The 23,089-nt window shown below is 67.4% G+C and carries 17 protein-coding genes and 1 tRNA gene; 9 read left to right on the forward strand and 9 right to left on the reverse strand.

The window, feature by feature from the left end; genetic code table 11:
* Window positions 1-9 precede the first annotated feature (9 nt).
* Genes DL991_RS07670 through DL991_RS07680 form a run of 3 tightly spaced genes read left to right on the forward strand, consistent with a single transcriptional unit; the run spans window position 10 to window position 1,765 of the window.
* The gene (locus DL991_RS07670; RefSeq protein ID WP_125782406.1) at window positions 10-168 is read left to right on the forward strand and encodes a CopG family transcriptional regulator; all 159 of its coding nucleotides are present in this window, start codon (window positions 10-12) and stop codon (window positions 166-168) included.
* Entirely contained in the window at window positions 165-512 is a 348-nt protein-coding gene (locus DL991_RS07675) for a VOC family protein (protein WP_125782408.1), read from the forward strand. Before DL991_RS07670 ends, DL991_RS07675 begins: the two co-directional genes overlap by 4 nt.
* Entirely contained in the window at window positions 509-1,765 is a 1,257-nt protein-coding gene (locus DL991_RS07680) for an MFS transporter (protein WP_125782410.1), read from the forward strand. The genes DL991_RS07675 and DL991_RS07680 overlap by 4 nt, the downstream gene beginning before the upstream one ends.
* A gap of 44 nt (window positions 1,766-1,809) precedes the next feature.
* Here the strand turns inward: DL991_RS07680 and DL991_RS07685 are convergent, their stop codons facing one another.
* Together DL991_RS07685 and DL991_RS07690 are read right to left on the reverse strand one after the other, a co-directional pair.
* Window positions 1,810-2,016, reverse strand: coding sequence for a hypothetical protein (locus DL991_RS07685; protein ID WP_233598707.1), 207 nt, complete (start codon window positions 2,014-2,016; stop codon window positions 1,810-1,812).
* Window positions 2,017-2,192: 176 nt separating this feature from the next.
* Entirely contained in the window at window positions 2,193-2,768 is a 576-nt protein-coding gene (locus DL991_RS07690) for a TetR/AcrR family transcriptional regulator (RefSeq protein ID WP_233598708.1), read from the reverse strand.
* Window positions 2,769-2,937: 169 nt separating this feature from the next.
* Between DL991_RS07690 and DL991_RS07695 the strand changes: the two genes are divergently transcribed.
* Complete coding sequence (locus DL991_RS07695) at window positions 2,938-4,671, forward strand: NAD(P)/FAD-dependent oxidoreductase (RefSeq protein WP_125782412.1); 1,734 nt, start codon at window positions 2,938-2,940, stop codon at window positions 4,669-4,671.
* A 1,089-nt stretch (window positions 4,672-5,760) separates the two neighbouring features.
* Here DL991_RS07695 and DL991_RS07705 read toward each other — a convergent pair.
* Window positions 5,761-7,848, reverse strand: coding sequence for an RICIN domain-containing protein (locus tag DL991_RS07705; RefSeq protein ID WP_125782414.1), 2,088 nt, complete (start codon window positions 7,846-7,848; stop codon window positions 5,761-5,763).
* Between the two features lie 175 nt (window positions 7,849-8,023).
* Here DL991_RS07705 and DL991_RS07710 point away from each other — a divergent pair, with 175 nt between their 5' ends.
* The 3 genes from DL991_RS07710 (at window position 8,024) to DL991_RS07720 (ending at window position 13,965) form a co-directional block, all read left to right on the forward strand.
* The gene (locus DL991_RS07710; RefSeq protein ID WP_125782416.1) at window positions 8,024-9,088 is read left to right on the forward strand and encodes a hypothetical protein; all 1,065 of its coding nucleotides are present in this window, start codon (window positions 8,024-8,026) and stop codon (window positions 9,086-9,088) included.
* A 4-nt stretch (window positions 9,089-9,092) separates the two neighbouring features.
* Window positions 9,093-13,424 carry an ALF repeat-containing protein gene (locus tag DL991_RS07715; RefSeq protein ID WP_158632634.1) on the forward strand — a complete coding sequence of 1,444 codons (4,332 nt, stop codon included), beginning with the start codon at window positions 9,093-9,095 and terminating at the stop codon, window positions 13,422-13,424.
* Between the two features lie 70 nt (window positions 13,425-13,494).
* On the forward strand, window positions 13,495-13,965 hold the full coding sequence (locus DL991_RS07720; protein ID WP_125782420.1) for a hypothetical protein: 471 nt from the start codon (window positions 13,495-13,497) through the stop codon (window positions 13,963-13,965).
* A 921-nt stretch (window positions 13,966-14,886) separates the two neighbouring features.
* Here DL991_RS07720 and DL991_RS07730 read toward each other — a convergent pair.
* The 4 genes from DL991_RS07730 to glp form a co-directional block, all read right to left on the reverse strand.
* Window positions 14,887-14,959 (reverse strand) — tRNA-Ala (locus tag DL991_RS07730).
* A 71-nt stretch (window positions 14,960-15,030) separates the two neighbouring features.
* A complete protein-coding gene (glpR, locus tag DL991_RS07735) occupies window positions 15,031-15,846 on the reverse strand; it encodes a gephyrin-like molybdotransferase receptor GlpR (protein WP_125782422.1) in 816 nt (271 codons plus the stop codon).
* Window positions 15,847-16,007: 161 nt separating this feature from the next.
* The gene (locus DL991_RS07740) at window positions 16,008-16,679 is read right to left on the reverse strand and encodes a GNAT family N-acetyltransferase (protein WP_125782424.1); all 672 of its coding nucleotides are present in this window, start codon (window positions 16,677-16,679) and stop codon (window positions 16,008-16,010) included.
* A complete protein-coding gene (gene glp, locus DL991_RS07745) occupies window positions 16,679-17,950 on the reverse strand; it encodes a gephyrin-like molybdotransferase Glp (RefSeq protein ID WP_005155621.1) in 1,272 nt (423 codons plus the stop codon). The genes DL991_RS07740 and glp overlap by 1 nt, the downstream gene beginning before the upstream one ends.
* A 218-nt stretch (window positions 17,951-18,168) precedes the next feature.
* On the opposite strand from glp, the gene DL991_RS07750 reads away from it, so the two are divergent.
* Both DL991_RS07750 and DL991_RS07755 read left to right on the forward strand, forming a co-directional pair.
* The gene (locus tag DL991_RS07750; RefSeq protein WP_125782677.1) at window positions 18,169-18,741 is read left to right on the forward strand and encodes a 5-formyltetrahydrofolate cyclo-ligase; all 573 of its coding nucleotides are present in this window, start codon (window positions 18,169-18,171) and stop codon (window positions 18,739-18,741) included.
* Window positions 18,742-18,772: 31 nt separating this feature from the next.
* Window positions 18,773-20,143 carry a UTP--glucose-1-phosphate uridylyltransferase gene (locus tag DL991_RS07755; protein WP_125782426.1) on the forward strand — a complete coding sequence of 457 codons (1,371 nt, stop codon included), beginning with the start codon at window positions 18,773-18,775 and terminating at the stop codon, window positions 20,141-20,143.
* Here DL991_RS07755 and DL991_RS07760 read toward each other — a convergent pair.
* Both DL991_RS07760 and DL991_RS07765 read right to left on the reverse strand, forming a co-directional pair.
* The gene (locus tag DL991_RS07760) at window positions 20,140-20,862 is read right to left on the reverse strand and encodes a class I SAM-dependent methyltransferase (RefSeq protein ID WP_125782428.1); all 723 of its coding nucleotides are present in this window, start codon (window positions 20,860-20,862) and stop codon (window positions 20,140-20,142) included. The genes DL991_RS07755 and DL991_RS07760 overlap by 4 nt on opposite strands.
* A complete protein-coding gene (locus DL991_RS07765) occupies window positions 20,855-23,035 on the reverse strand; it encodes an MMPL family transporter (RefSeq protein ID WP_125782430.1) in 2,181 nt (726 codons plus the stop codon). The genes DL991_RS07760 and DL991_RS07765 overlap by 8 nt, the downstream gene beginning before the upstream one ends.
* Window positions 23,036-23,089 lie beyond the last annotated feature (54 nt).

The raw sequence follows: 23,089 nt of genomic DNA on the forward strand, positions 1-23,089 counted from the left end.
CATGCGAGCATGACCCAGGTCGCCAAACGGCAATTCAACGTCTATCTGCCGAACGACCTCATCAAGCGGGTGAAACACGCGTCCGTCGACGCCGACGAATCGCTTTCGTCGTTCGTCGAACGGGTGCTGGAGGAGTACCTGCGGACCAGTGAGGAACGCGCACGATGAAGGTTATGCCGATCCGGTACAGCTCGGACGTCGAGGCCATGACGCGGTTCTACGAGGTACTCGGCCTGCGGGTCGGGCCGGTGTCGCGCCCCGGCGGCTGGGTCGAGATGCCCGCTGAGGGCGGGATGCTGGCCGTCCACCGGTCTTCCGGCGACGACGTGGGCCGATGCGAACTGGCCTTCGAAGTCGACGAACCCCTGGAGGACGTCGCGGAGCGCTTGAGGGCCGCCGGATTCGAGCCGGGTCCGCCGATGGACGAAGGCTTCGGGCATTCGATGCGCGTCCAGGATCCCGACGGTGTCTGGGTGCAGCTCAACTTGTACGACCGAGACCTCTACACGTGATCGGAACCCGGCGCGCGAGCCCGTTGTTCCTCGCGGTCGGCATCGTCGCGCTCGAGTTCGCCGCGGCCGTCACCGGATTCGTCGCCTCCACCCTGTTGCCCGTCGTCGCCGGCGATCTCGGCGCGCGGAGCGACCTCGGGCTCCTGATCGCCGGCTCGACGCTGGGACTCTTCGTCGCACTTCCCTTGGCGAGCCGGGTTCTCGCCCGCCTGGGGCCGCGCGGCACTCTCGCCATCGGGATGATCGCCTACCTCGGCGGTCTCTTCCTGGCCGCGATGGCGCGGGCGGCGTGGATGTTCGCCCTCGGCCAGTTCTCCGCCGGGCTCGCCAGTGGCCTGCTGGCGATCTTCGGTGTCAGCTCGGCGATCCGGCATCTCGATGACCGGCTGCGGATCCGCGTGATCGCGGCGTCCTCGGCGATGTGGATCGTGCCCGCCCTGGCAGGCCCGGCGGCGACCCTCGGCTTGGAACGGCTCGTCGGCTGGCGATGGACTCTGCTGCTGCCGGTGCCGTTCGTCCTTTTCGGACGGTTGCTGGTCGTACGCGCTGCCCGCGACGACACACGCGACGACGCGCCCCGGCCCTTGCTGCGGACGTTGTCGGTGCCGCTCGGAGCGGCGCTTGTCGTGTTCGGCAAGGGCTTCTGGCCGCTCGCGCTCGCCGGGGCGGTGATCGCCGTCGCCGGAATGATCGCGATCCTGCCTCCAGGCACCGCACGGCTGCGGTCCGGAACCCCCGCCGCGCTCGGCGCGATGGTGCTGTTCGCGATCGGCTATTTCGGCGCGGACAGCCTGATCACCGTGCTTCTGACGAGCGAGCTCGAGGTGAGCCTCGGGCAGGCGGCGATCGTCCTGAGCGCCGCCCCGCTCGGCTGGGCGGTGACCAGCCTGGTGGCCGCGAAGATCACCTCGGCGCGCTTTCCCGTCGTGGGCTTGGGCCTGACCGCCCTCGGCACCGCTGTTGTTGCCTTCGGAAGTTCCTTCACCGTGGCCCTCGTCGCCTGGACCGTCGCCGGAATCGGCGTCGGACTCGCCTATCCCGGCCTTTACCTCAGAGCGACGACCGCGGACGCGAGCGGTTTCACCGCGGCGGAGCTGGCGACCGCCGTCATCACCGCGGAATGCGTCGGGCAGCTGCTTGGCCGGGCCATCGGCGGCGCACTGAGCTCCTCCGGCACCGGTTTGCTCGCCTCGTACACACTTTTCGCGGCCGCGCTGGCGGCCGCCACCTACGCCGCGGCGCGCCGGGAATGAGTCAGCTGGCCCGAAGATGGCGCCGCGGCTCGACCGCCTGCCCATCAGCGTGCCCGGTCCTGCCGTTGCAGGATCTTGCCGCGGAACTCGTCGTAGGAGGGCTTGGTGAGGTCGAAATGCTTGGACGGCGGCACCGCGGCCGAAGCCGGCCCGGCGAACACCGCGCCCGTGCCGAGCAATGCAGTCGTCGTGGCGAGATCACCGTCGGCGCGCAGCAGCGAACGTCGGGAGAACGGGGGATCGGAGGGCACTTGTTCGGACAGCGAACGCGATCAGCCCGGCGCGGCAGTGTCCCGTGCCCTGCCGGACTCGGCCGTCCGGCGTGGTCGACGTGCAGACCCTGGCGATCGAGATACCAGCATCCACTACGCCTTCACACGGTGAATCGGCACGTCTCCTCCGACCGGTCGGCTGACCTTGACCGCGGTCACCGGCCGAGCAGGCCGCCTACGAGTGCGGCCAGTTCCTCGCCGACGCGATCCAGCGGACGCGTCGATCGCTGGGCCCTGGCCAGCACCAAGGCGCCTTCGATGGCCGAGATCGCCAGGGTGGCCAGACTGCCCGCTCGCTGCGTGGGCAGTCCCTGCTGCCACAGTGCCGCGGTGAGCGTCTCCTCCCATGACGTGAAGGCCGCGTCCGCCGCCGCGCGGACGCCGTCGGACTCACCGGCTCCGAGCGCGCCGGCGACGACCGGACAGCCTGAGGTGAACTCGCTCGACACGAGCTGGTCCCGGTAGAACGCCACGAAGCTGTCCAGCGCCGCGACCGGCCCCTTGGTGTTGACCAGCCCGCTGATCGCCGCCCCCATCACCCGCCCGGCGTGTTCGGTCGCCTCGCTCGCGAGCTGGGTCTTCCCGTCTGGGAAGTAGTGGTACACGGATCCGCGTGGCGCGCCGGAGTGCGCCACGATGTCGGCCAGCGAGGTCGCGGCGACGCCACGCCGGCGGAACAGGTCGATCGCGCCGCCGATCATGCGCTCGCGCGCCGAGTCAGGGTCTGCCATAGCCGACATCCTATATCGCTCGGCATACCTTCTGGGTCGCGCTCATGCATGAGACCTGCTACTTCGCTCGATTCATCCGGTTCGCGTGTTCCTCACGCTGGCATTGACTATACCGACCGTCATAAGTAACTATGACTTCCGGTAACAGGAAGCAAGGGTGGAGGTTGTCATGGATGTAGCGGAGAACGGCTGGGACGCGCTCGTGATCGGTTCGGGCATGAGCGGGCTCACCGCGGCCGGATACCTGGCCGTGAGCGGAAAGCGGGTACTCGTCCTCGAGTCCTACGACGTGATCGGCGGGAACACCCACGTCTTCCGCCGGGCGGGCAAGTGGGAATTCGACGTCGGCGTTCACTACCTCGGCGACTGCCTGCCCGGCGGCAAACTGCCGATGCTGCTCAACGGACTCGGCCAGGCCGGGCGGGTCGAGTTCCTGCCGATGGACTCGGACGGGTTCGACACGATCACCTTCCCCGATCTCACCGTGCGCGTCCCCCGGGGCTGGGACGGGTACCGGCGCAACCTGATCGACGCCTTCCCCGATGAGGCAAGGAAGATCACCCGGATCGTCCGCGTGTTCGAGCGGATCGGGCGGCAGGTCGACCTCAGCGCCACCCCGTCCTCGCTCACCGAGATCGCCAGGTTCGCCGCCCGCTGCGGCCGGTACGCACCCTGGGCGATGGTGCCACTGGCCCGGCTCTTCGACGTCCACCGGCTGAGCCCGAAGCTGCGTGCGGTGCTGTCGGTGCACTGCGGTGCGTACGGTTCCCCGCCCAGCCGCACGCCGGTAGTGCTGCACGCCGCTTTCCTGCAGTACTTCCTGAGCAGCGGCGGCTGGTACCCGCGCGGCGGCGGCCAGGTGCTCTCCGCACGCCTCGCGCAGGCGATCGTCGCCCACGGCGGCGAGATCCGCACCCGCGCCGAGGTGGACCACATCCTGATCGAGAACGGCAGGACGGCCGGCGTGCGCCTGGCCGGCGGCCAGACGCTGCGCGCACCGGTGGTCGTGTCCACCGCCGACATCAAACGCACCTACCTGGATCTGGTCGGCGAGGAGCACCTGCGCGCGCGGACACTGCGCAGGATCCGCGCGTATCGGATGTCGATGCCGTTCTTCAACGTCTATCTCGGGGTCGACATCGATCTGGCCGACCGGATGCCCAACACCAACTACTTCGCCTGCCCGACCGGCGAGGACGTCGGCGCGCTGATCCGCGATCTCGGTGAGAACGCCGGTGGCTACGACCGGCAGGAACGAGCCCGGCAGGCACACCGGCGGCTGCCGGCCTTCATCACCGTCACCACGACCAAGGACCCGCACAGCACGCGGTACGCGCCGCGCGGTGGATCGGTGATCGAGGCGATGAGCATGGTGCCCGCCGACCCGGAGTTCTGGGGTCTGGACCCGGCCGACGACGGTGCCTACGGCGACCGCGAGACCTATCGCGAGATGAAGCAGCTCGCCACCGATGCCATGGTGGCGCGGGTCGCGGAGACCTTTCCCGGAATCGAGGACCACATCCGCTGGGTGGAGGCGGCCACCCCGATGACCCAGACCCGCTACACCCGGGTCAGTGACGGAACCCCCTACGGCATCGAATGCTCGGTCGGCCAGTTCGGCCCGTTCCGGCCACGCCCCCGCACCGAGATCCCCGGGCTGTTCATCGCGGGCGTCAGCACCGCCTGGGGCCCCGGCGTCACCGGTGCCGCGTTGTCCGGCCTGCACGCCGCGGGCACCGTCCTCGGCAGGGACATCGCCGCCGAGGTGTTCAGCGGCTCCGTTCTCGGCGACCCCGCCCGGATCCCCGCCGACCCGCCGGGCGAGTTCGACACCCTCGCCACCGTCAAGTCACTCGCCACCCGCACCCGCCGCACTTCTACCGGGAAGGCCCCCGTCCGCTAGAGCAGCCCGGGCGGTCCGGCGCCACGCCGACGAGATCGGCAACCTCTCCTGGGCCGCGCCGGCAGGGCCGCACTACACGGCGATTCGCTTCAGCCCCGAAATGCGCGACCAGGTCGTGCCGTAATCGGTGATCAGAAAAGTGCGCACGCCGGTTGCGCGAGCGGACAGCATTCTTTCTCGGACCAAAGTCGAGGAGAGGCTCCGCGATGTCGCGAGCTAGCGTAGAAAGCGGGGGGTTCGAAACCGCGAACGCCGACCAGCCCGCTGCGCATTCATTCAGGCAATTGTTCTAGTAAGAACTCTAGGGTGGACCCTGGGGGAGCTTGCTACAACACAAAACCCCAGGTAGAAGCCATGGAGACCTTGCTTCGGAAGCTTCCTGACCCGTCGGAGTTCGCTGCGTCGTCTGTCGACCGGTCGAAACCGAGGCGGGCGCGGCAACTCGACGCGGTCCAGATCCAAGCGCTGATCGATGGCTACCTCGAGGGGCCACGACCTACGATCTGGGCGCCCGGTTTGGCATCAATCGTCGAACGGTCAGCGACATTCTTCATCGCAATGGTGTGCAGATACGCCGACGGGGGTTGTCACCTGAGCAGGTCGATGAAGCGATCCATCTTTACAATCTCGGCTGGTCCCTGGCTCGAGTCGGAGAACACCTTAACGTCGACCATGCGACGGTCTTGACTAGGTTGCGGGAGCGCGGTGGCCCGACCCATGACACTCACGGGCGGCCCCGCCTGCCTCGGCAACGATGGGCGACTGTCCGGGTTCGAAGCCATTCGACGACAGCAGGCAAACATGCTCGGTAACAGCGGCGGCACCGATGCGCCACGCTGTGCGCGTGCAGTGGAAACCTCCGAACTGACTCGTTCATCGCTGTGCTCGCGACTGGCGTAGTGCTGATCGCGCATGGCATCTCCCCTAGATCATTCGCTGCCATCGCGAGTGCGCTGTCCCGGCTCTATCTGCCGTGGGAGTACTGGGCCCTTCGGCCAAGGCCGCTCCGAAAGCAGTGATCAGCCGAATAGTGAAGGCCGCCACCAGGAACGCTCTCACTGATGGCGGCCTTCGAAGAGATACCGTCGGTTACGCGGTGGTCATTTGGATGATCGTCCAGCGCTGGTTGGCACTGCCGGTGCCGTCGTACTGGGAAATGCCCGCACCGTTTCCGGTCTGCCAACCGGTGACGTCGGCGAACTTGCCGGTCAGGGCGCTGGCGAGGCCGAGGGTGTTGTTGTCACCTTGGACGAACACCCACTGCTGGGCGCCGCCGTAGTGGCAGCCGAACTGGATCAGCGGTGTGCCGTTGGCGACCTCGCCGTAGCGCACGTCGAGGCACTTTCCGGAGTTCTTGTTCTTCAAGCCGTACTTCTTGTCGCCCAAGGGGACCAGTTCCCAGACCTGCTTGACTCCGCCAGCGCAGTCCCAGAGTTCGGTGCCGGCGAGGTCGGCATTGGCGCCCTGATTCGGCGTGCCCCAGACACCCGCAACCTGGACGCACCGGCCGGAGTGAACACCCTTGATCTGAATGGTGCCAAGTCGCATCTCGACGGTCCACGAGACGTGGGTCGGATCGATGAGGCGCCACCGCTGGTCAATCGAGTTGGTGTTGGTGTACTGCACGATCAAGGTCGCGTTGCCGGTACCCGAGTCGGCCGCGGTGGCGAATCGGCCGGAGCCGACGTTCTTCAGCTGGAACGTGCCGTCGGCGTTTTCCAGGAATTCCCATCGCTGGTTCGGGTGGTCGTTGCATGGGTTCTGGATCACGTTGTCGCCGCTGATGTCCAAGCACATCTTGGACGCGAGGTTCTGCAGACGGTACTGACTGCCGCCGGTGGCCTGCAGCTCCCAGACCTGCTTCGGGCTGCGGGCACAGTCCCAGAGCTCGCCGCTTGCGCCGGCGGCGAGCGCGCCCCGGCCCGGCGTGTCCCACAGGCCGGCGACCGAAAGACAGCGGCCGGACTGGATGCCCTGCAGTTCGACGACCCGCTTGTCGGCCGGCTTGATCAGGTCGAGTTTGGCCGCGGCGTGCTGGCCGGTGAGGAGGAACTCGTTGCGCTGGGCGGTGGTGCCTGCGAGGGCGGCGCGGGCTGCGGCGACCAGGTTCGGCTGATAGCCGTCGCGTTCGGCCCTGTCGAGGATAACCCGGATCTGACGTTCGGCCTCGATTGCGTCGAGCCGTTCCTGCTCTTTGATGTCCGCCTGGTGTGCCTCGTGCACACCGGTGAAGATGAACGCCTTCCACGCCGCCGCGTCACGACTGTCGTAGGCAACCTGCGCCGCCGCCTTCACCTTGGGGCCGATGGCGCGCTTGATCACCTCGTAGATGAACTCGTGATCGGGCAGGTTCTTGAGTTCTTCGGTGGCCGTCGACTTCGTCGCGGCCGCCCAGGCGCGTTCCTTCGCCGTCCGGTTCGCCTGGCGCTCGAGATGTTCGCGTTCGAGACGTTCGGCTTCCTCGATCTTGCGCTTCTTGTCGGCTGCAGACGCAGTGTAGATCCCCGTGACCACGAACTCCTGGCGCTGGTCGTCCGTAGAACCCGTCTTCAGGACAGCCGCGGCCCCCTTCTTGACATCGCTGCCCTCTTCCGACATCTCCCACAGCTTGAAGACGAAGTTCTCCAGCGAACCGTCCAATTGCGCCTGCGGCACGGTGACCCAGCCGATCTCGGCAGCGGCCGCAAGCCGCTGACGGTCGCGCTCTGCCTTCTTCGCCAGCTCGATCTGGTCCAGCCGGACGGCCTCGAAAATGCCGGTCTTGATGAACGTGTAGCAGGCGTTCTCGTCAGTCGTGTCTGTGAACGCCTTGAGCGCGGCGGACTTGACCTGACTGCCCTCGCGGGCTTTCTGCCACAACGTGATCACGAAGTTCTTATCGCTCATCACCGCCATTTCGGGCGTGAGGAGGAGGTTGAGCTCACGCGCGGCCGCGGCCTTTTCGTCGGTGGTCGACTCCGGCACGGCCTGCGTGGACGCCGCCGAAGACGGAGTGGGCTCGGTCGCTTGTGCCGGAGCCGCTGCGACGCCACCGGCCAGCGTCGCAGCGATGGATAGCGCGGCTATTCCGCGCACGCCGCAGCGGACCAGACTGAATCTGGACAAAGAATTCTCCCCCTCTGAGACCAATGCAATACGCCCATATGGACTATGTCGTAAGTAGTGTCGTGACACCATTGGTCAATGTTTCTTGAACATTGACATGACTCACACGGGGCCAGCAACCACGAGTGGTCTAGATCACTGATCGCCTGCGTTCGAGGCGTGCTAAGACTTAGGCGAGCATTCTTGCTCGCCAGGCTGTTTGTTCGGGGGATTCATTAGGGGGAACAAATTGGGCCGTCATGTACTCATGCGCACGGCACTGGTCGCGGCAATCGCTGCCGGAGGTATCGTTTCGGCCGGCTCGCCCGCAGCGGCAGGCGGAGACGTCATCGCCGTCGCCGATGCGGCTGACCAGGTGGAACAGGTGGAACGCAGTCGTGTCCGGCGGATAGCGACGCGGGATTACCGGCCGGAAGTAACGGCTGAGGCCTGGCACGCGATACTCAGCTCCAGGGGAGCCGAGGCGATAAGGGAATTCCTGGATTTCGGATATCAGAAAGCGAAGAACCGGGCAGCGGAGACAGTCGCCCGTAATACCCGATACATTTTGGATGTCAACAGGTTTTCGATTCCCGGGAGCGCGGTGCGTGCTACGTCTTCCCGCGTTCTGCTGGGCTCGGACAGTGAAAAAGTCGACTATGTCCAGAGCGGCCTCGCGAAAGCGCAAGAACTGGACCAGATCAACGACAACAGGTACGAGGAGAAGATCGCCGCGCAGGCACGGGCTGATCGCGACTACGTCGCTGAGCTCGCCGCGCACGATCCCGGCCCGCAGGTACGGGCCGCCGCGGGGCGCGCATTGTCGGTCGGTGACGATGTCGCGATCGGCTTGTTCTTCAAGTACTACTGGGCGAGCGCCGCGAAGCTGGACGACGAGGCCTTCCGTCGCACCGCGGCGGATCTGAACGCCCTGTGGCACAGCAAGATCCGGCTGCTGACCGAGGCCGCGCTTGCTGCTGAGAAGGCCGAGCGTGAGTCGAGCGGTGAGCTCGCGCGGAAGGCGCGCGCCGACGCGATCGCGGCGTGGCGTTCGATCGACGACCAAGCAAGTCAGTCGTCTGTGGACTGGACGGCCGAACGGGACAAGGCGGCTTCTCAGGCCGCGGCGTGGGCCGAGGTCGCCGCGCACGCCCGTGCCGCGACGACCGGACAGGACTGGGCAAGTGTCCTCGCCCGCGCCGAGCAGGGCAACACGTCGTGGGCCGATGAGGCCGAGTGGGCCATCCAGCAGGCAAGCGCTTGGCAGGCGATCGCCGCACAAGCACGAGCGAACGCCACAGCGGCCACCGAGCGGGACCGAGGGGATCAGTAACCGCATGAACAAGACATCTACTGGCGCCGCGCTGTGGCGCAGACCGGTGACGGCCGTAGTCCTCACGATGATCATGGCTTTGCTGGGCGGCCTTGTCCCCGCCCAGGCCGCTGCGGCGCCCGCGACGGCGCCTGCTGTCGCGGCCACGACCGTCGTGTCGGAGGATCCCCCTCCCCTGGACGACGAGGACCAGTTCAACCGTGAGCTGGTCGAGGACATCGCCAAGCACGCGCCCGACATCGAGGTCCGGGAGGCCGCGCAGGCGGCGCTGGACTCGAACGATCCGGCGAGGATCATCTGGTTCCTCGACTACGGCGAGGCGGAGGCCAAGGCCAAGGCGGCGGAACGTAAACGTGTCACTGCGGCGAAGAACCGGGAACTGGTGCAGGGCTGGGCGCAGACCGGCGGACCGCACGTCCGGGCCGGGGCGCAGACAGCACTCGACTCCGGCGACGACAAGGTGATCGCCGACTTCGTCGCCTACGGCAAGGAAATCGCCGAGAAGCAGGACCAGAAGGACGCCGAAGACTCGAAGGCCGAACAGGATCGCATCACCGGGCGCGTGCGGGACATGGTCGCGCAGGGTGGACCACAAGTGCAGGTCGAGGGCGAAGCGATCCTGCTGACCGGCGACTACGCCCGCATCCGTGAGTTCTACCTGACCGGTTACGCCGAGGCGAACCAGCGCGATCACGATTTCCAGCAGGTCATCGAGAAGGCGCTGGAGGATCGCAACAAGGCGATCACCGAGCTCAACGCCTTGGCGCGACGCGCGGAAGCGGCGGCGGACGCACGGGCCGAGATCATGCGTGCGAACATCAACGCCGTCAAGGTCATGGAAGACGGCCTGTTCGCGATGCAGATGGCCGTGAAGGCGGCGCACAAGGCCGACAAGATCTTCCAGGAAGATAAGCCCGGCCGGGTGAACGGTGCCAAGGGGCGAAACCAGGACATCGACGCGTTGCGTGCCGAGGCGACGGAGTACGCCGCGCGAGGCGGCCGCGTCGCCGGGGAAGCCCGGGGTATCAACACCCAGGTCCACAACGCCGCGGCCCGCCTCGTCGAGGCAGGTCTGACCAACGGCCTGGACTGGGCCAAGGTCACCATCGGCATCAGTCATGCCGTCGAGGCGACCGCGTTCGCTGCGGAGACCTCACAGCACGCGATCGAGGCGACGCTGGCCGACAGCCGCGCGCTCGATGCGGACCGCAACGCGCAGGAGCACGCGAACAACGCTCACAAGTACCGCGCGGAAGCCGAACGCCAGGCGCAGCGGGCACTCGACCTGGCCGCGGCGGCGAGGGTTCAGCGTGACATCGCCCTCGCAGCCCGCGACCGCGCCGAACAGCAGAAGAACCTTGCCGCCCAAAAGGCGGCGCAGGCCAAGCAGCACGCCGCGAACGCCCGCACCGCCCGGGCGAACGCGCAAAGCGCGGCCAAGAACGCTATCGCCAAGTCCAAGGACGCCACGACCGCCTACAACAACGCTGTCCAGTACAAGGCCGACATGGACGCGACAGTCCAGAAGGCCGCGCAGCTCGGGCAAGAGCTCAAGGACGCGGAGACCGTCTACGGCCAGTACGCCGCGCTCTACCACGAGTACGAGCCGAAGCTGCTGGACGCGCTCAGGAAGGCCGAGCAGCTCGGTGGCGAGGCCTGGGACGAGTACCGGCGTATCGAGGCCGAGGCCAACAAGGCCAAGGCCGCCGCCGCCCAGTCGGAGGCGTGGGCGAGCCGGGCCAGGGCCGCTGCGGCCACCGCGCGTGCCGAGGCGCAGAAGGCGACGAACGCGGCGAACGCGGCGCACCAGGCGGCGATGCGCGCGAACCAGGAAGCGGTGACGGCACGCCGTGCTGCGGACGAAACGCACCGCCTCGCGCTGGAGGCCGCGAACGCGGCAGTCGCCTCCAACAACGCGGCCGAGATGGTGCAGCGCGAGGCCGAGTCCGCAGTGCGTGAGGCCAACCAGTCCGTGTACCAGTCCATGATCGCGGACCGAGCGGCAGCAGCTGCGGCAGCATCCGCCGAACTGGTCATCGATCCCGTGCGGGCGGCGGAAAGCATCCTCAAGCCGTTCGCCGGGATCAACGCCGACGCCCGCAGAGCGCTGGCGAGCGCCGCCGAAGCACTGCTCATCAGCGAGGAACAATCCCGTCTGGCACGGGGGAAGGCGACAGAAGCGGCAGCGGCCGCGGTCCGTGCGCAGAAAGCGGCCGACGAGGCCGTCGCCGACATCAAACCGGCCTATGAGGCGGCCGCCCGCGCCGTCGCCGCGGCGAACGCGGCCGCACAGGACGCACTCACCGCCAACGACGCGGCGAACACGGCGGCGCAGCACGCGACTGCTGCGTCGGGCTCGGCGGCCACGGCCGCGCAGTGGGCGAACTCGGCCCGGTCCGACGCGACACTGGCAAGCCAGTCCGCCAACGCCGCATCTTCGGCCGCAGCGGCGGCGGGCCAAGCAGCGGGAGCGGCGGAGAGGATCCGCAGCGCCGCGCTGGAAGTCACCAAGGGCTTCGACGCCTTCGAGCAGTCGGTCAGCGACCGCCTGAAGCAGGTCATCGACATCCGCAAGCGGTACGACGAAGCTGTGCGCCTGGCCGCGGGGGAGGCCGAGCGCAAGCGGCAAGAGCTGAACAAGCTGACGTTCGACACCCTGATGACGGCCATCAAGTGCAAGTCCGACACGTTGGATCCGAAATGCCAGGAGCTGCTGGGCAAGATCAAGGAGCGGATCGGGGCGGATCTTGAAGCCCTGGGCAACTACATCGAAGACTGGTTCTGGTGCTCGTCCGGCGTCGATGCGGACGCCTGCACGCGATATCACGAGAAAACGAAGAAGGCCCTCGAATTCTCCTGGGAAGCGATCAAGGGTTTCGCCGCAGCTGCAGTCAGCCCGTTCGTCACCGTGTGGGAGGTCGGCGGCTGCGTCATCTCCGGCGTGGACACGGGTAACTGGTCAAAGTGCAAGGAGATCCTCGACGGCGCCATCTACGCCATCGAGAACCCGTACATGTGGATCAATCTGCCTGAGTGGCAGACCAACCCCGGCAAGGCGTTCGGCGGGCTCGCGTTCGACATCACCGCCACCGTAGCCACCATTTACGCTGGTGGCAGTGGCGGTGCGGCGTGGAAGACCGTCCGAACACTTTCCAAGAAGATCGACGGCGGCTCCGGCCCGCTGTCGAAGCAGTTGGCCGATCTGGAGCGTTATGCGGTCAAGCTGCACGAGTCCGTCCGCGACAAGTTGCCGAATGCGGTCGGTGAGCTCCTCAACCTGAAGGCGCGTTTCGACAACGGAGATGCCAAGTTCGACGGCGCCATCGCGGTCGTCGACGAGCGGTTGTACCGGATGGAGCCGTTCACGGTCCGGCCGGAGGGCTCGCCGAATCTCGTTGACGGGGCGATCATCCGCCTCGAAGGCGGCACGCTGCGGATCGAGAACGGCCTGGCGAGACTCGACGGCGCCAAGCTGAAGGTCGAGCCACCGAAGTACTGTCCAGTCGCTGCCATGGCGGTGGCCTCTGCGGGTTGCGGAAAAAATGAGGGACCGAAGACCAACCCGGACAATTCCTACGAGCACGACATTGACCTTGGATACCAAGCCGGTACGTCGCTGGGTGCGCTGAAGGTCCGGCTCTCGCCCGAGGACAACGCCTGGGCCAACCGAAAGATGGACGAAGCCAAAGCCCGGGAGCCGGCGATCACGGCCAAGGTCGACGAGGTCGCGAAGAAGATCCCGACGGCGGAGCGCGTGGGCCAAAGCTACGAGCTGAAGGACAAGGGGCAGGCCCCCTACCCTTCGTACAAGCGCAAGCTGTTCGACGAGATGAACCCGAAGGCGGACAAGCCCGGAGATCCGACGCCGCCGAAGCGATCGCCGGACCAGGTCGCGGACAAGATGAACGACGCTGTCCGGTACACGATCAACTTCCCCAAGGGCACCTACGCGCTCGGCGCCCAGAACGCGCTGTGGGAGTTCGCCAAGCACTTCGAAGAGGTCAAGGTCAAGAACTTCTGGGTGAAGAAGGAAGCGGGCCAGGGCAACTATCCCGGCATCAACGTCACGTACAGGACGAAGGACGGACAGCTGTTCGAGGTCCAGTTCCACACGCCGGAGAGTTTCCACGCCAAGGACAGAGTCGAGCACTGGGGCTACGAGCAGAAGCGAGCGCTCGAAGCGGTCGACTTCAACCAGTACCCTGAACGTGAGCGAGCGGCAGTGCGCATCAGGATCCTGGAGGAGATCGAAGAATTCGAGCGGCAGTCCGCGCTCATCTTCGGTCCGGTCGAGACACCCGTGGGCGCGATCAACATCTCGCCCACCAAACCTTAACGACAGTCACAACGGACGCGCCCCTGGTGGCCACAGCCAGGGGCGCGGCTCGTTGCGGAACGAGGATCCTATGGAATGGCAGTATCTGTACTACGCGATCATGACAACTGCCTTCCCTCGTGTTGAGGAACCTGCGCTGGTCTGCCGTCGATGGGTTGACGCGCAGGGCGTCCTGCATGAGGAGGCTTTCACCGACGAGCTCGCCTGGGAGCCTTCGAGGGAACTAAGCGATGTCGAGGCCGATGGAAGCGCTGAGATTCGCCCGATCACCGAGGAGGCTGGGCTCGGGTTCGAGGCCATCCAGTACGCCCGTGTCCACATGTTCGACCCAGTTGACGGAAAGTACGAGTACTTCAAGCTCGTGGAGCTCGGCAGGACGGTTCTGGCGATCCGGACGTGGATCAGTCCTCAGGGGTACAACCTGGAGGAGACGCACACTTCGTCCGGCTGGCGGCGCAGCTACGTCCGCAGCAAGCTCGAACGCGACAGCATGGGCGGCGATCTCATACCGATCACGCAGGAGGAAGCCGAGGGCCTGTGACTTCCCGCCAACGCAAGATCAAGAACCCGATACGGTTGACGGGCCGGCTCGCCGAAAGTCGCTGCCGTTCGGGGATTCACCAAGAGAGGTTGCCGGATGAGCGAAACGCTGGATTAGACCGTCGCACGCATCGTGGCGGGCATGAGCACGATAATCGCCGACGGCGACTAGGGGCTCGATACGCGTGCCACCGATCGCCTGCTCGCCGCGTATAAGGCCTGCGGTTCGGCTATGACGGCTACGCGGGCAACGACGAGTACGGCATTTCGCTCAGCTCGCCCCGGCTGGGCGGTGCAACGCGCACTGGAGGCGTCCAACCTACGCCTCGCCGGGCGCGACGAGGCGGCATGGGATCGCCACCAGGGCGGGATGGTGCTGGTCAGGGACGCAACGCGAAACTGACGGCGGACCTGTAGCGCAGTACGGAAGCCCGTTCGAACGAGACTGCCTACCGCTGAGTTTGTGGTGCCGATCGGCGACCTGTCGCCGACGGTCCGCTCCAATTGATCTCCCTGCTTGAACACGACAAGATCGGCAAGCAGGCTCGCGGCCAGTCTGGACCTCCGCCGGTGCGGCACCTTCTTCGGCGCTTGGCGAGGTGAGCCACGGAACAGTCAGTTCATGCCGTCGATAGCTTCGTGATACTGGCTTAGGCTTACCAAGGCTGCACCGAGAACCACCAGCGACTACTCAAACGCATGCTCTTCCGTCGGCTCCCCTCGCCGACGACCGCATCACCAACCATGAGCTGTGGCCCGCCACGCTGTGACCTGAACAACGTCAGCCCACCAGGCCCGCACAGTACTGGACTAAAACACCAAACATGTCCTGAACAGCGAAAACCCTCTCGCTCGTGCCATGAGCGAGAGGGTACTGTGGCATGCAAACCCGCAGGTCAAACCGCGAAAATCGAACTTTCGGTGGAGCTGAGGGGAATCGAACCCCTGACCTTCTCGATGCGAACGAGACGCGCTACCAACTGCGCTACAGCCCCTGGTGAAACTTGCCCCTCATTTGGAGCTCCATGAGCCTATCAGTGGCTCATGGAGCCCCGAAATCCGGGGGTCACTCTCCGGCAGCCCGGCGGAAAGGCCTGGTCCCGGGCTCATCGAGCTCGTGGAAGGCCGGATCCTCGTCGTCGAGGTCGACGACGACGGCTTGGCGCCGGAGGCGGGACATCGGGGACGGTTTGCGCTCCACGACGGCCGGGCGTTCGGCGGCGACGACCTCGACGTCCTCGTGGGACTCATGGGACTCGTCGTCGTCGTCGGCGGTCGCCGGGCGGCGCGGGGCGCGGGTGTTGTTGAAGCGGGCGAGGCGGCGCTGCCGGATCTCGTTTTCGATGCGCACCTGGCGGCGCAGGTACGCGAGGTAGCCGATGAGGCCCGCGTCGACGACACCGTTCGCCCACCAGACCGTCGGGGTCAGGAAGCCTGCGACGGCCGCGGTGGTGACGACCAGCACCAGGAGCGCGATGACGACCCGCTGCCGGAACGCGTATTTGGCGCGGGCGGCCATGTCCGCCGCCTCCGGGTCGAATCCGCCCCGGCCCGGCCGGTAGCCGGCGCCTTGGCGTTCTCTTTCGGGACGGGCCGCGTGCGAGGGCTGGGGAAGCGGTTCGGCTTCCGGCTCCTCGTCTTCGAGGTCGGCGTCGAGCTCCGCCTCGAGTTCGGCCAGGTCGTCTTCTACCGATGGTTCCGTGTTCTCCGCCATCGCGAACTCCTCCGGTCCCTCGTGGCGTGTGCTCCCGCTCCGCACGACTCGCGCCGCCAAGGCCGAGTCCGTCGTCCGTGCGACCTGCTGGCGCTTGCGGGCGACCATGGGCACGAGAACGACGAGCCATGCCGCTGCGAGCGCGACGATGATCACCGAACTGGGCATCTCCCGTCACCTCCCCCGATCCACTGCTGTAGTCACGCTAGCCACAACAGTCACACACGCCGCGCAGACTCGCCGGTTTCGATCACGGAAAATGCATCACCAAATTAGGTGAATCTCACAGCATGTGGTAACGCGGTCACCGAAACGACCCGGTGACGGGGTCAAACGCGCTCCGCGTGGCCCTTCGCGACGAGCCGCGACACCAGTCCGTCACCGGTTTCCTCCTTGGTGACGGCGTAGCAGAAGTGGTCGCGCCAGCCGCCCGCGACGTCGAGATATCGCTCGAAAAGGCCCTCTTGGCGATACCCCGCTTTGGCGAGAACCCGCAGGCTGGGGGTGTTTTCGGGGCGGACGGTGGCCTCGAGCCGGTGTAGCCCGCCGAAGTCGAAGACGTGGTCGGTGACGAGGGCGACGGCGCCGGTCGCGACGCCGCCGCGGACGATGTCCGATGACACCCAGTAGCCGATCCAGGCGGACCGGAGCGACGCCCGGATGACGTTACCCACAGTGATCTGCCCGGCGAAGCGTCCATCCACCGTGATGGTGAACGGGAGACATTGCCCGCGCCGGGCCAGCCCGCGCAGGGCCAGCCATTGCGACGGCCACGACCAGTACGCGTTGCGGTCCGGCCACGGCCCGACACCGGTCGGTTCCCACATTTCGAGGTGTTCGCGATCCCGCAGCCGGACGCGGCTCCACTCGCCGGCGTCCCGTAGCCGGATCGGCCGGACGGCGAGGATCCCGGCGGGCACCCGGAGCGGCCCCAGCTTCGCGGGCCAGCCCGGATGCCTGCTCTCGATCGGATACGCGACGCCGGAAATCGGTGCGCCCATTACGCCCGCTGGGCCAGGAAGGTCACCTTGACCTGCTCGCCCGCGGCGACCTCGGTGAGGTCTTCGTCGATGTTGATCAGGCAGTTCGCCTCGGCCAGTGACGCCAGCAGATGCGCGCCGGAGGTGCCCAGCGGCTGCACCAGGTACTCGCCGTTGCCCTCGTCACGCAGGAGTTGCCCGCGCAGGAAACCCTTGCGGCCCTTGGTCGAGGTGATCGGGGAGAGCAGCCGCGCGCCGACGATCCGGCGGTGCGGGTTGCGGGTGCCGCGCGCGGCACGGATCAGCGGGCGGACCAGGACCTCGAACACGACCAGCGCGCTCATCGGGTTGCCGGGGATCAGGAACGTCGGCACCGAATCGGGGCCGAGCCTGCCGAAGCCCTGCACCGAACCGGGATGCATGGCGACGCGGGTCATGTCGATGTGGCCGAGGTCGGACAGTGCCGCGTGCACCTCGTCGCCCGCGCTTCCGCCGGCGCCGCCCGCGACGACGACGATCTCCGACATCAGCAGGCGGCCTTCGACGATCTCGCGCAGCCGTTTCGGATCGCCGGGGACGATGCCGACGCGGCTCACCTCGGCGCCCGCGTCGCGCGCGGCGGCGGACAGCGCGTAGGAGTTGACGTCGTAGACCTGCCCGACCGACGGCGTGCGGTCGATGTCGACCAGTTCGTCGCCGACCGACACGATCGAAACCCGCGGCCGCGGGTAGACCAGGACCTTCGCCCGGCCGACCGCGGCGAGCAGGCCGACCTGGGCCGAGCCGATGGTGTCGCCCTTGCGTACGGCGACGTCGCCGATCTGCACGTCCTCGCCGGTCCTGCGCACGTAGCCCGCGGACGGCACGGACTTGTGCACGGTGACCTTGGCCTGGTGACCGTCGGTGTAGGCGGTCGGGACGACGGCGTCGGCGAGTGTCGGCAGCGGCGCGCCGGTGTCGACCCGCACGGCCTGGCCCGGCTGTAGCCGCCGCGGCTGGCGGGAACCGGCCGCGATCTCGCCGACCACCGGCAGCTGCACCGGCTCTTGGCCCGCGGTGCGGACATCGACGCTTCGTACCGCGTAGCCGTCGACGGCAGCCTGGTCGAAACCGGGCAGCGCGTGTTCGGCGACGACCTCTTCGGCGCACAGGAGGCCTTGGGCCTCGGAGATGGCGACCCGGACCGGACGCGGGCGTACCGCGGCGTCCAGGGTCAGCGCGATCTGATCCTCGACGGAACGGAACTGTCCCGCGTCTTCGGTCTCTGCCGCTTCGGCGATGGGCTCCGTCATGACTGGGGGATCTCGATCCGTTCGTTCGACCAGGCACGCGATGAAGGCCCGTCGGTGAACTGAAGTTCACCACCGTTACCAGGAGTGATGCGGTCCGAAGCCGCGGAAATCGCCCGATCGGGCAAGCTCCTCGTGGTCCGTGCCGCCGGGGTGGTCGCTGCGCCTGTCATAGGCGTGAAGCCTAACCTGACCGCGTGGTCGAGCCCGGCAATGAACACCTGAGCAAAGCGGAGTGGCGTTCCCGGATAACCGCCGAACGACGTTCGCAGGTGGCGGAAGAGCGGCTGCGGGAGGCCGCGGCGCTCACCGTCGCGGCCGCTCGGCTGCCGGGCGAGGTCGTCTGCGCCTACGTCCCGTTCGGTACCGAACCCGGCTCGACGGGACTGCTTGATCAACTTCTCGACCTGGGGAAACGTGTGCTGCTGCCAGTCGTCCCCGAAGCGCCGGGGCCGCTGGAGTGGGCCGTCTACGAAGGCCCGCCGAGCCTTGGGCCCGGCCGGCTGCGGGGGCTGCTCGAACCGACGGGGCGCCGCCTCGGTCCCGACACGCTGGGGACGGCGGATCTGGTGCTGATCCCCGCGCTCGCCGTCGACGATCAAGGCGTCCGGCTGGGCCGGGGTGCCGGCTACTACGACCGGTCGCTCGCCTTCGCCGCGCCCGGTGCGGCGCTGATCGCGGTAGTCCGCGACACCGAACTCGTGCGTGAGTTGCCCGCGGAACCGCATGACGTCCGCATGACCGGGGTACTGACCCCGGAGCACGGCCTGGCGCCGCGACCGGTAATAGACTGACGCCCCGACGCAGTGGTTCAGAAAGGGCACAATGAGCTCTGACGCGCACCTGTCCGATCAGTTCGCCGAAACGCTGTCGAAAATGCGTTCCGCGGGGGCCCACGCCATGGAGCTGGCCGCCCTGCGAAGGCGTCTCGAGCAGCTGTCCGAACCCGGCGCTGGTCAATTGCCGGGAAACGAACTCGAACCCCTCGAAGACATCAGCAGGCTCGTCGACCTGCCAGAGCCGGACGCCGAAGAAGCGCGCCGGGTGCTGGACCGCACCGCCGTCCTGAAGCTCAACGGCGGGCTGGGCACGAGCATGGGGCTCACCGGTCCGAAGTCGCTGCTGGAGATCAAGCCGGGGAAGACGTTCCTCGACGTCATCGCCATGCAGGTGCTTTCGACCCGCGAGAAGTACAACGCGCGGCTTCCGCTGATCCTGATGAATTCGGCGGGCACCCGCGAACCTTCGCTTGAACTGCTGAAAAAGTACCCCGATCTCGCCGACGACGTCATCCCGGCCGACTTCCTGCAGGGCCGCGAACCGAAGATCACCGCCGACGGGCGGCCCGCCGAATGGCCCGCGAACCCGGAACTCGAATGGTGCCCGCCGGGACACGGCGACATCTACATCGCGCTCGCGGTGAGCGGGATGCTCGAAACGCTGCTGGCGGAGGGCATCCGCTGGTGTTTCGTGTCCAACGCCGACAACCTCGGCGCGCTGCCGGACGCGCGGATCGCCGCGTGGCTCGCGAGCGAGAACGTCCCGTTCGCGATGGAGACCGTGCTCGGCACCGCTGCCGACCGCAAGGGCGGGCACCTCGCGCGGCGCGCGGGCCGGATCGTCCTGCGTGAATCCGCGCAGGTCCCCGACGGCGACGACTCGTTCGGCGATGTCGGCAAATGGCGTTTCTACAACACCAACAACATCTGGGTCGACCTCGAACGGCTGAAAGCCCTGCAGGACGCCGACCCGGCCGCGCCGCAATTGCCGCTGATCGTGAACCGGAAGACCGTCGATCCGGCCGATTCGGCCAGTACGCCGGTGATCCAGCTCGAGACGGCGATGGGCGCGGCGATCGGCTCGGTCGAGGGCGCGCGGGCCATCGAGATCCCGCGGAGCCGCTTCGCGCCGGTGAAGACCACCGACGACCTGCTCGTCGTCCGGTCCGACGCGTACGTGCTCGACGAGGGCGGGGAGATGATCCCGGAGTTCACCGCCCCGCCGGTCGTGTCGCTGAGCAAGGAGTTCTACAAGCTCCTGCCGGACTTCGACGCGCGTATCCCTTCCGCCCCTTCGCTGAAGGAGTGCACGAGCCTCTCGGTGGACGGCGACGTCACCTTCGGGAAGAACGTCGTCGTCCGCGGCGACGTGAAGATCACCGGGCCGAAAACCGTTCCGGACGGCGAAGTCCTCTAGTCCCGCTGGGTGATGAACACGTACTCGCGTCCTGGACGGTCGGGGGCGTCCCGGACGTCCAGGACGCGAAAGCCGTGTTCGGCCAGCAAGGATTCGAGATCTTCACGTTCGCGGAACCACAGCTTCGAGTCCGAGGTGACGACCTCGCCGTCGGCGAACCGGTAGCTGTACCGGAACGACACGAACGGGAGGTCCACCTCGGTGACCTCACGCCATTGCTCGACCTCGCCGACGCCGGGAACGTCGATGATGTCGTGCGCGGTGTCCGCGGCCCAGTCCTCCCACACGCGGCGACCGGGGCGCCGGATCTCGAACACCAGGTGACCACCGGGCACCAACGCGGTGCGGACGCCTTCGAGCGTCCGGCGCCATTCGCCGTCGGACAGGAAGACCTGTGCCACGTTCCCGGTCATCACCGCGAGCTCGGCGCCCGCCGCGCCCACGGCCTTCGCGTCACCGTGGACCCAGGTGATCTTCCCCTGAGGGTCCTTGGCCCTCGCGATCTCCAACGACGCCTCGGCCGGATCGACCCCCACGACCTCGATCCCGCGACCGGCCAGGAGAACCGCCAGACAGCCGGTGCCGCAGCCGACGTCGAGCACTCTCTTCGCCCCGAGCTCGCCGATGATGGCGAGGTAGTGGTCCAGGTCGTCGCGAGCGCCGTCGAAGGCGTCGTAGATCGGCGCGAGCCGGGCGTGGGCGAAGAGCGCGTCAGGCATTCGGCGACGATAGTTCCGGGACGCGTTCGAGGGCCACGGATTTACCGTCGCGCCGCCAGGCCCGTTCTCCCAGCGTGGTCAGGAGAGCGGGCAGCAGCACACCGCGGACCAGCGTGGCGTCGATCAGCACGGCGACCGCCATCCCGACGCCCATCATCTTGTACTCGATCGCGCTCAGTGTGATGAAGACGCTGAACACGCCGACCATGATCACCGCCGCACCGCTGATCACCCCCGCGCTGGTGCCGGTGCCGCGGACGATCGCGGTGACGGCGCCTTCGGCCCGGTGTTCGCGGATCCTGCTCAGGATGAAGATGTGGTAGTCCATGCTCAGCCCGAACAGCAGGACGAACATGAACATCGGCAGCCAGCCGACGACCCCGCCGTACGGGGTGAATCCCAGCAGGGAAGCGAAATGGCCGTCCTGGAAGATCCAGGTGAGCACGCCATACGCCGCGCCGATCGACAACAGGTTCAGCAAGATCGACCCGAGCGCCACCGCCACGGACCGGAAAGCCAGCAGCAGCAACACGAACGCCGCCAGCAGGACGAACCCGAACACCAGCGGCATCCGCTCGACCACTCGGTCGGCGAAGTCGCGGGCGCTCGCCGTGCGCCCCGAAACCGCGAACTCGACTCCGTCCACCTCGCCGATCGTCTGCGGGAGTACCTCGTTGCGCAGTTTCGCCAGCGCCGCATCGGCTTCCGCGTCGCGGCCCGCGCCGGACAGCGGGACCCGGACGACCACGGCGTCGTCGACGTTCGCCACCGTGACGGGTTTGTTGAGCACGCCGGAGGTCTCCCCGATCCGCCGGTCGAGATCCGTGATCGCCGACCGCAGCGCCGGGCTGTCGACCGGGCCGCCGGTTTCGGCCGTCAGCACCACCGTCGCGGGGTAGACGGCTCCCGGGAAGGCTTCCTGGGTGCGGACGGCGACGTCGATCGTCGCGACCGACCGCGGCAGGCTCTCCGCCGGTGTCGGATCCTGCAGCCGCATGCCGAGGGCGGGGAGCGTGAGCAGGATCAGCAGCGCCACCGCGAGTCCGCCCCACAGCGACGGCCGCCGGGTGACGACGCGGGCCGTCGCGGACCAGAACCGTGACTTCTCCGCGGCGGTGCGGCGCTTGCCCAGCCAGGGAATCCGGCCGCGATCGACCTTGCCGCCCAGCAGCGAGAGCAGCGCCGGGAGGACGGTGACCGCGCCGAGCACGGCCAGCCCGACCACGAACGCCGTGCTGATCGCGAGGCCGGTGAAGTTGTCGAGTCCGGTGAACACCAGCCCGCTCACGCACAGGACCACCGTGACGCCGGAGACGACCACGACGTGCCCGGAGGTCCGCGCCGCGATGCGGATCGCGTCGTCGACGGAGTGGCCGCGCGCGCGTTCTTCTCGTTGCCGCCTCAGGAAGAACAGCGAATAGTCGACGCCGACCGCCATCCCGATGAGCAGCGTGATCACCGTGGTCGCGCCGTTGATCGGGGTGAAGTCGTCGACGACGGACAGGAAGCCGAATGTCGCCGCGACGGTCGTGCCCGCGAGCAACAACGGCACCGACGCCGCGACCAGCGCGCCGAAAACGATCAGCAGGATCACCAGCGTCAGCGGCAGCGAAAGGAGTTCCGAACGCTTCACGTCCTCCCGGATGCCCTTGTCGACCACGGTCGACAGGCTGAGATCCCCGGACTGGCCCAGCCGGACGGACGGATGCCGGGAAGCGACCTTGTCGACCAGTGCGGACGCGGTTTCGAAGTTCGGGCGGATGTCCTTCTCCCCGCCCGCGATCGAAAAGCCGACGAGGCCGGACGAGCCGTCGGCCGAGATCCGCTCGGCACCGTCGGTGGCCAGCGGTGAGCGGACGTCGGTGACGGAGCCGGATCGGGTGAGTGTCGTCACCAGGTCTTCGGTCGCTCGCCGGAGTTCCTCGTCGGTGGCGAACGGTCGCGAGCCGGGTTCATTCGCCTGGACGAGAACGTTCTCGCGTAACGGTTCGAAAGTGTCCTGGGCATTCAAAGCGGTCTGTGCGCGACCGGACTCGCCGGGATCGGTGCTTCGACGGCTTTCGCCGTCCAGCAGCATTCCCGACAGCAGGGCGAGGACCACGAGGGCGACCCAGCCGACGAGGGTGACTGCGCGGTGCCGCAGAGACCAGGCGGCGATCTTTTCGGGCAGCATGAACTACAGTCCTTTGCGTGAAGGAGTGAGATGCCTCGGGCGAGGTTTTTGCTT

This window comes from Amycolatopsis sp. WAC 01375 (assembly GCF_003947325.1).
GTDB lineage: Bacteria > Actinomycetota > Actinomycetes > Mycobacteriales > Pseudonocardiaceae > Amycolatopsis.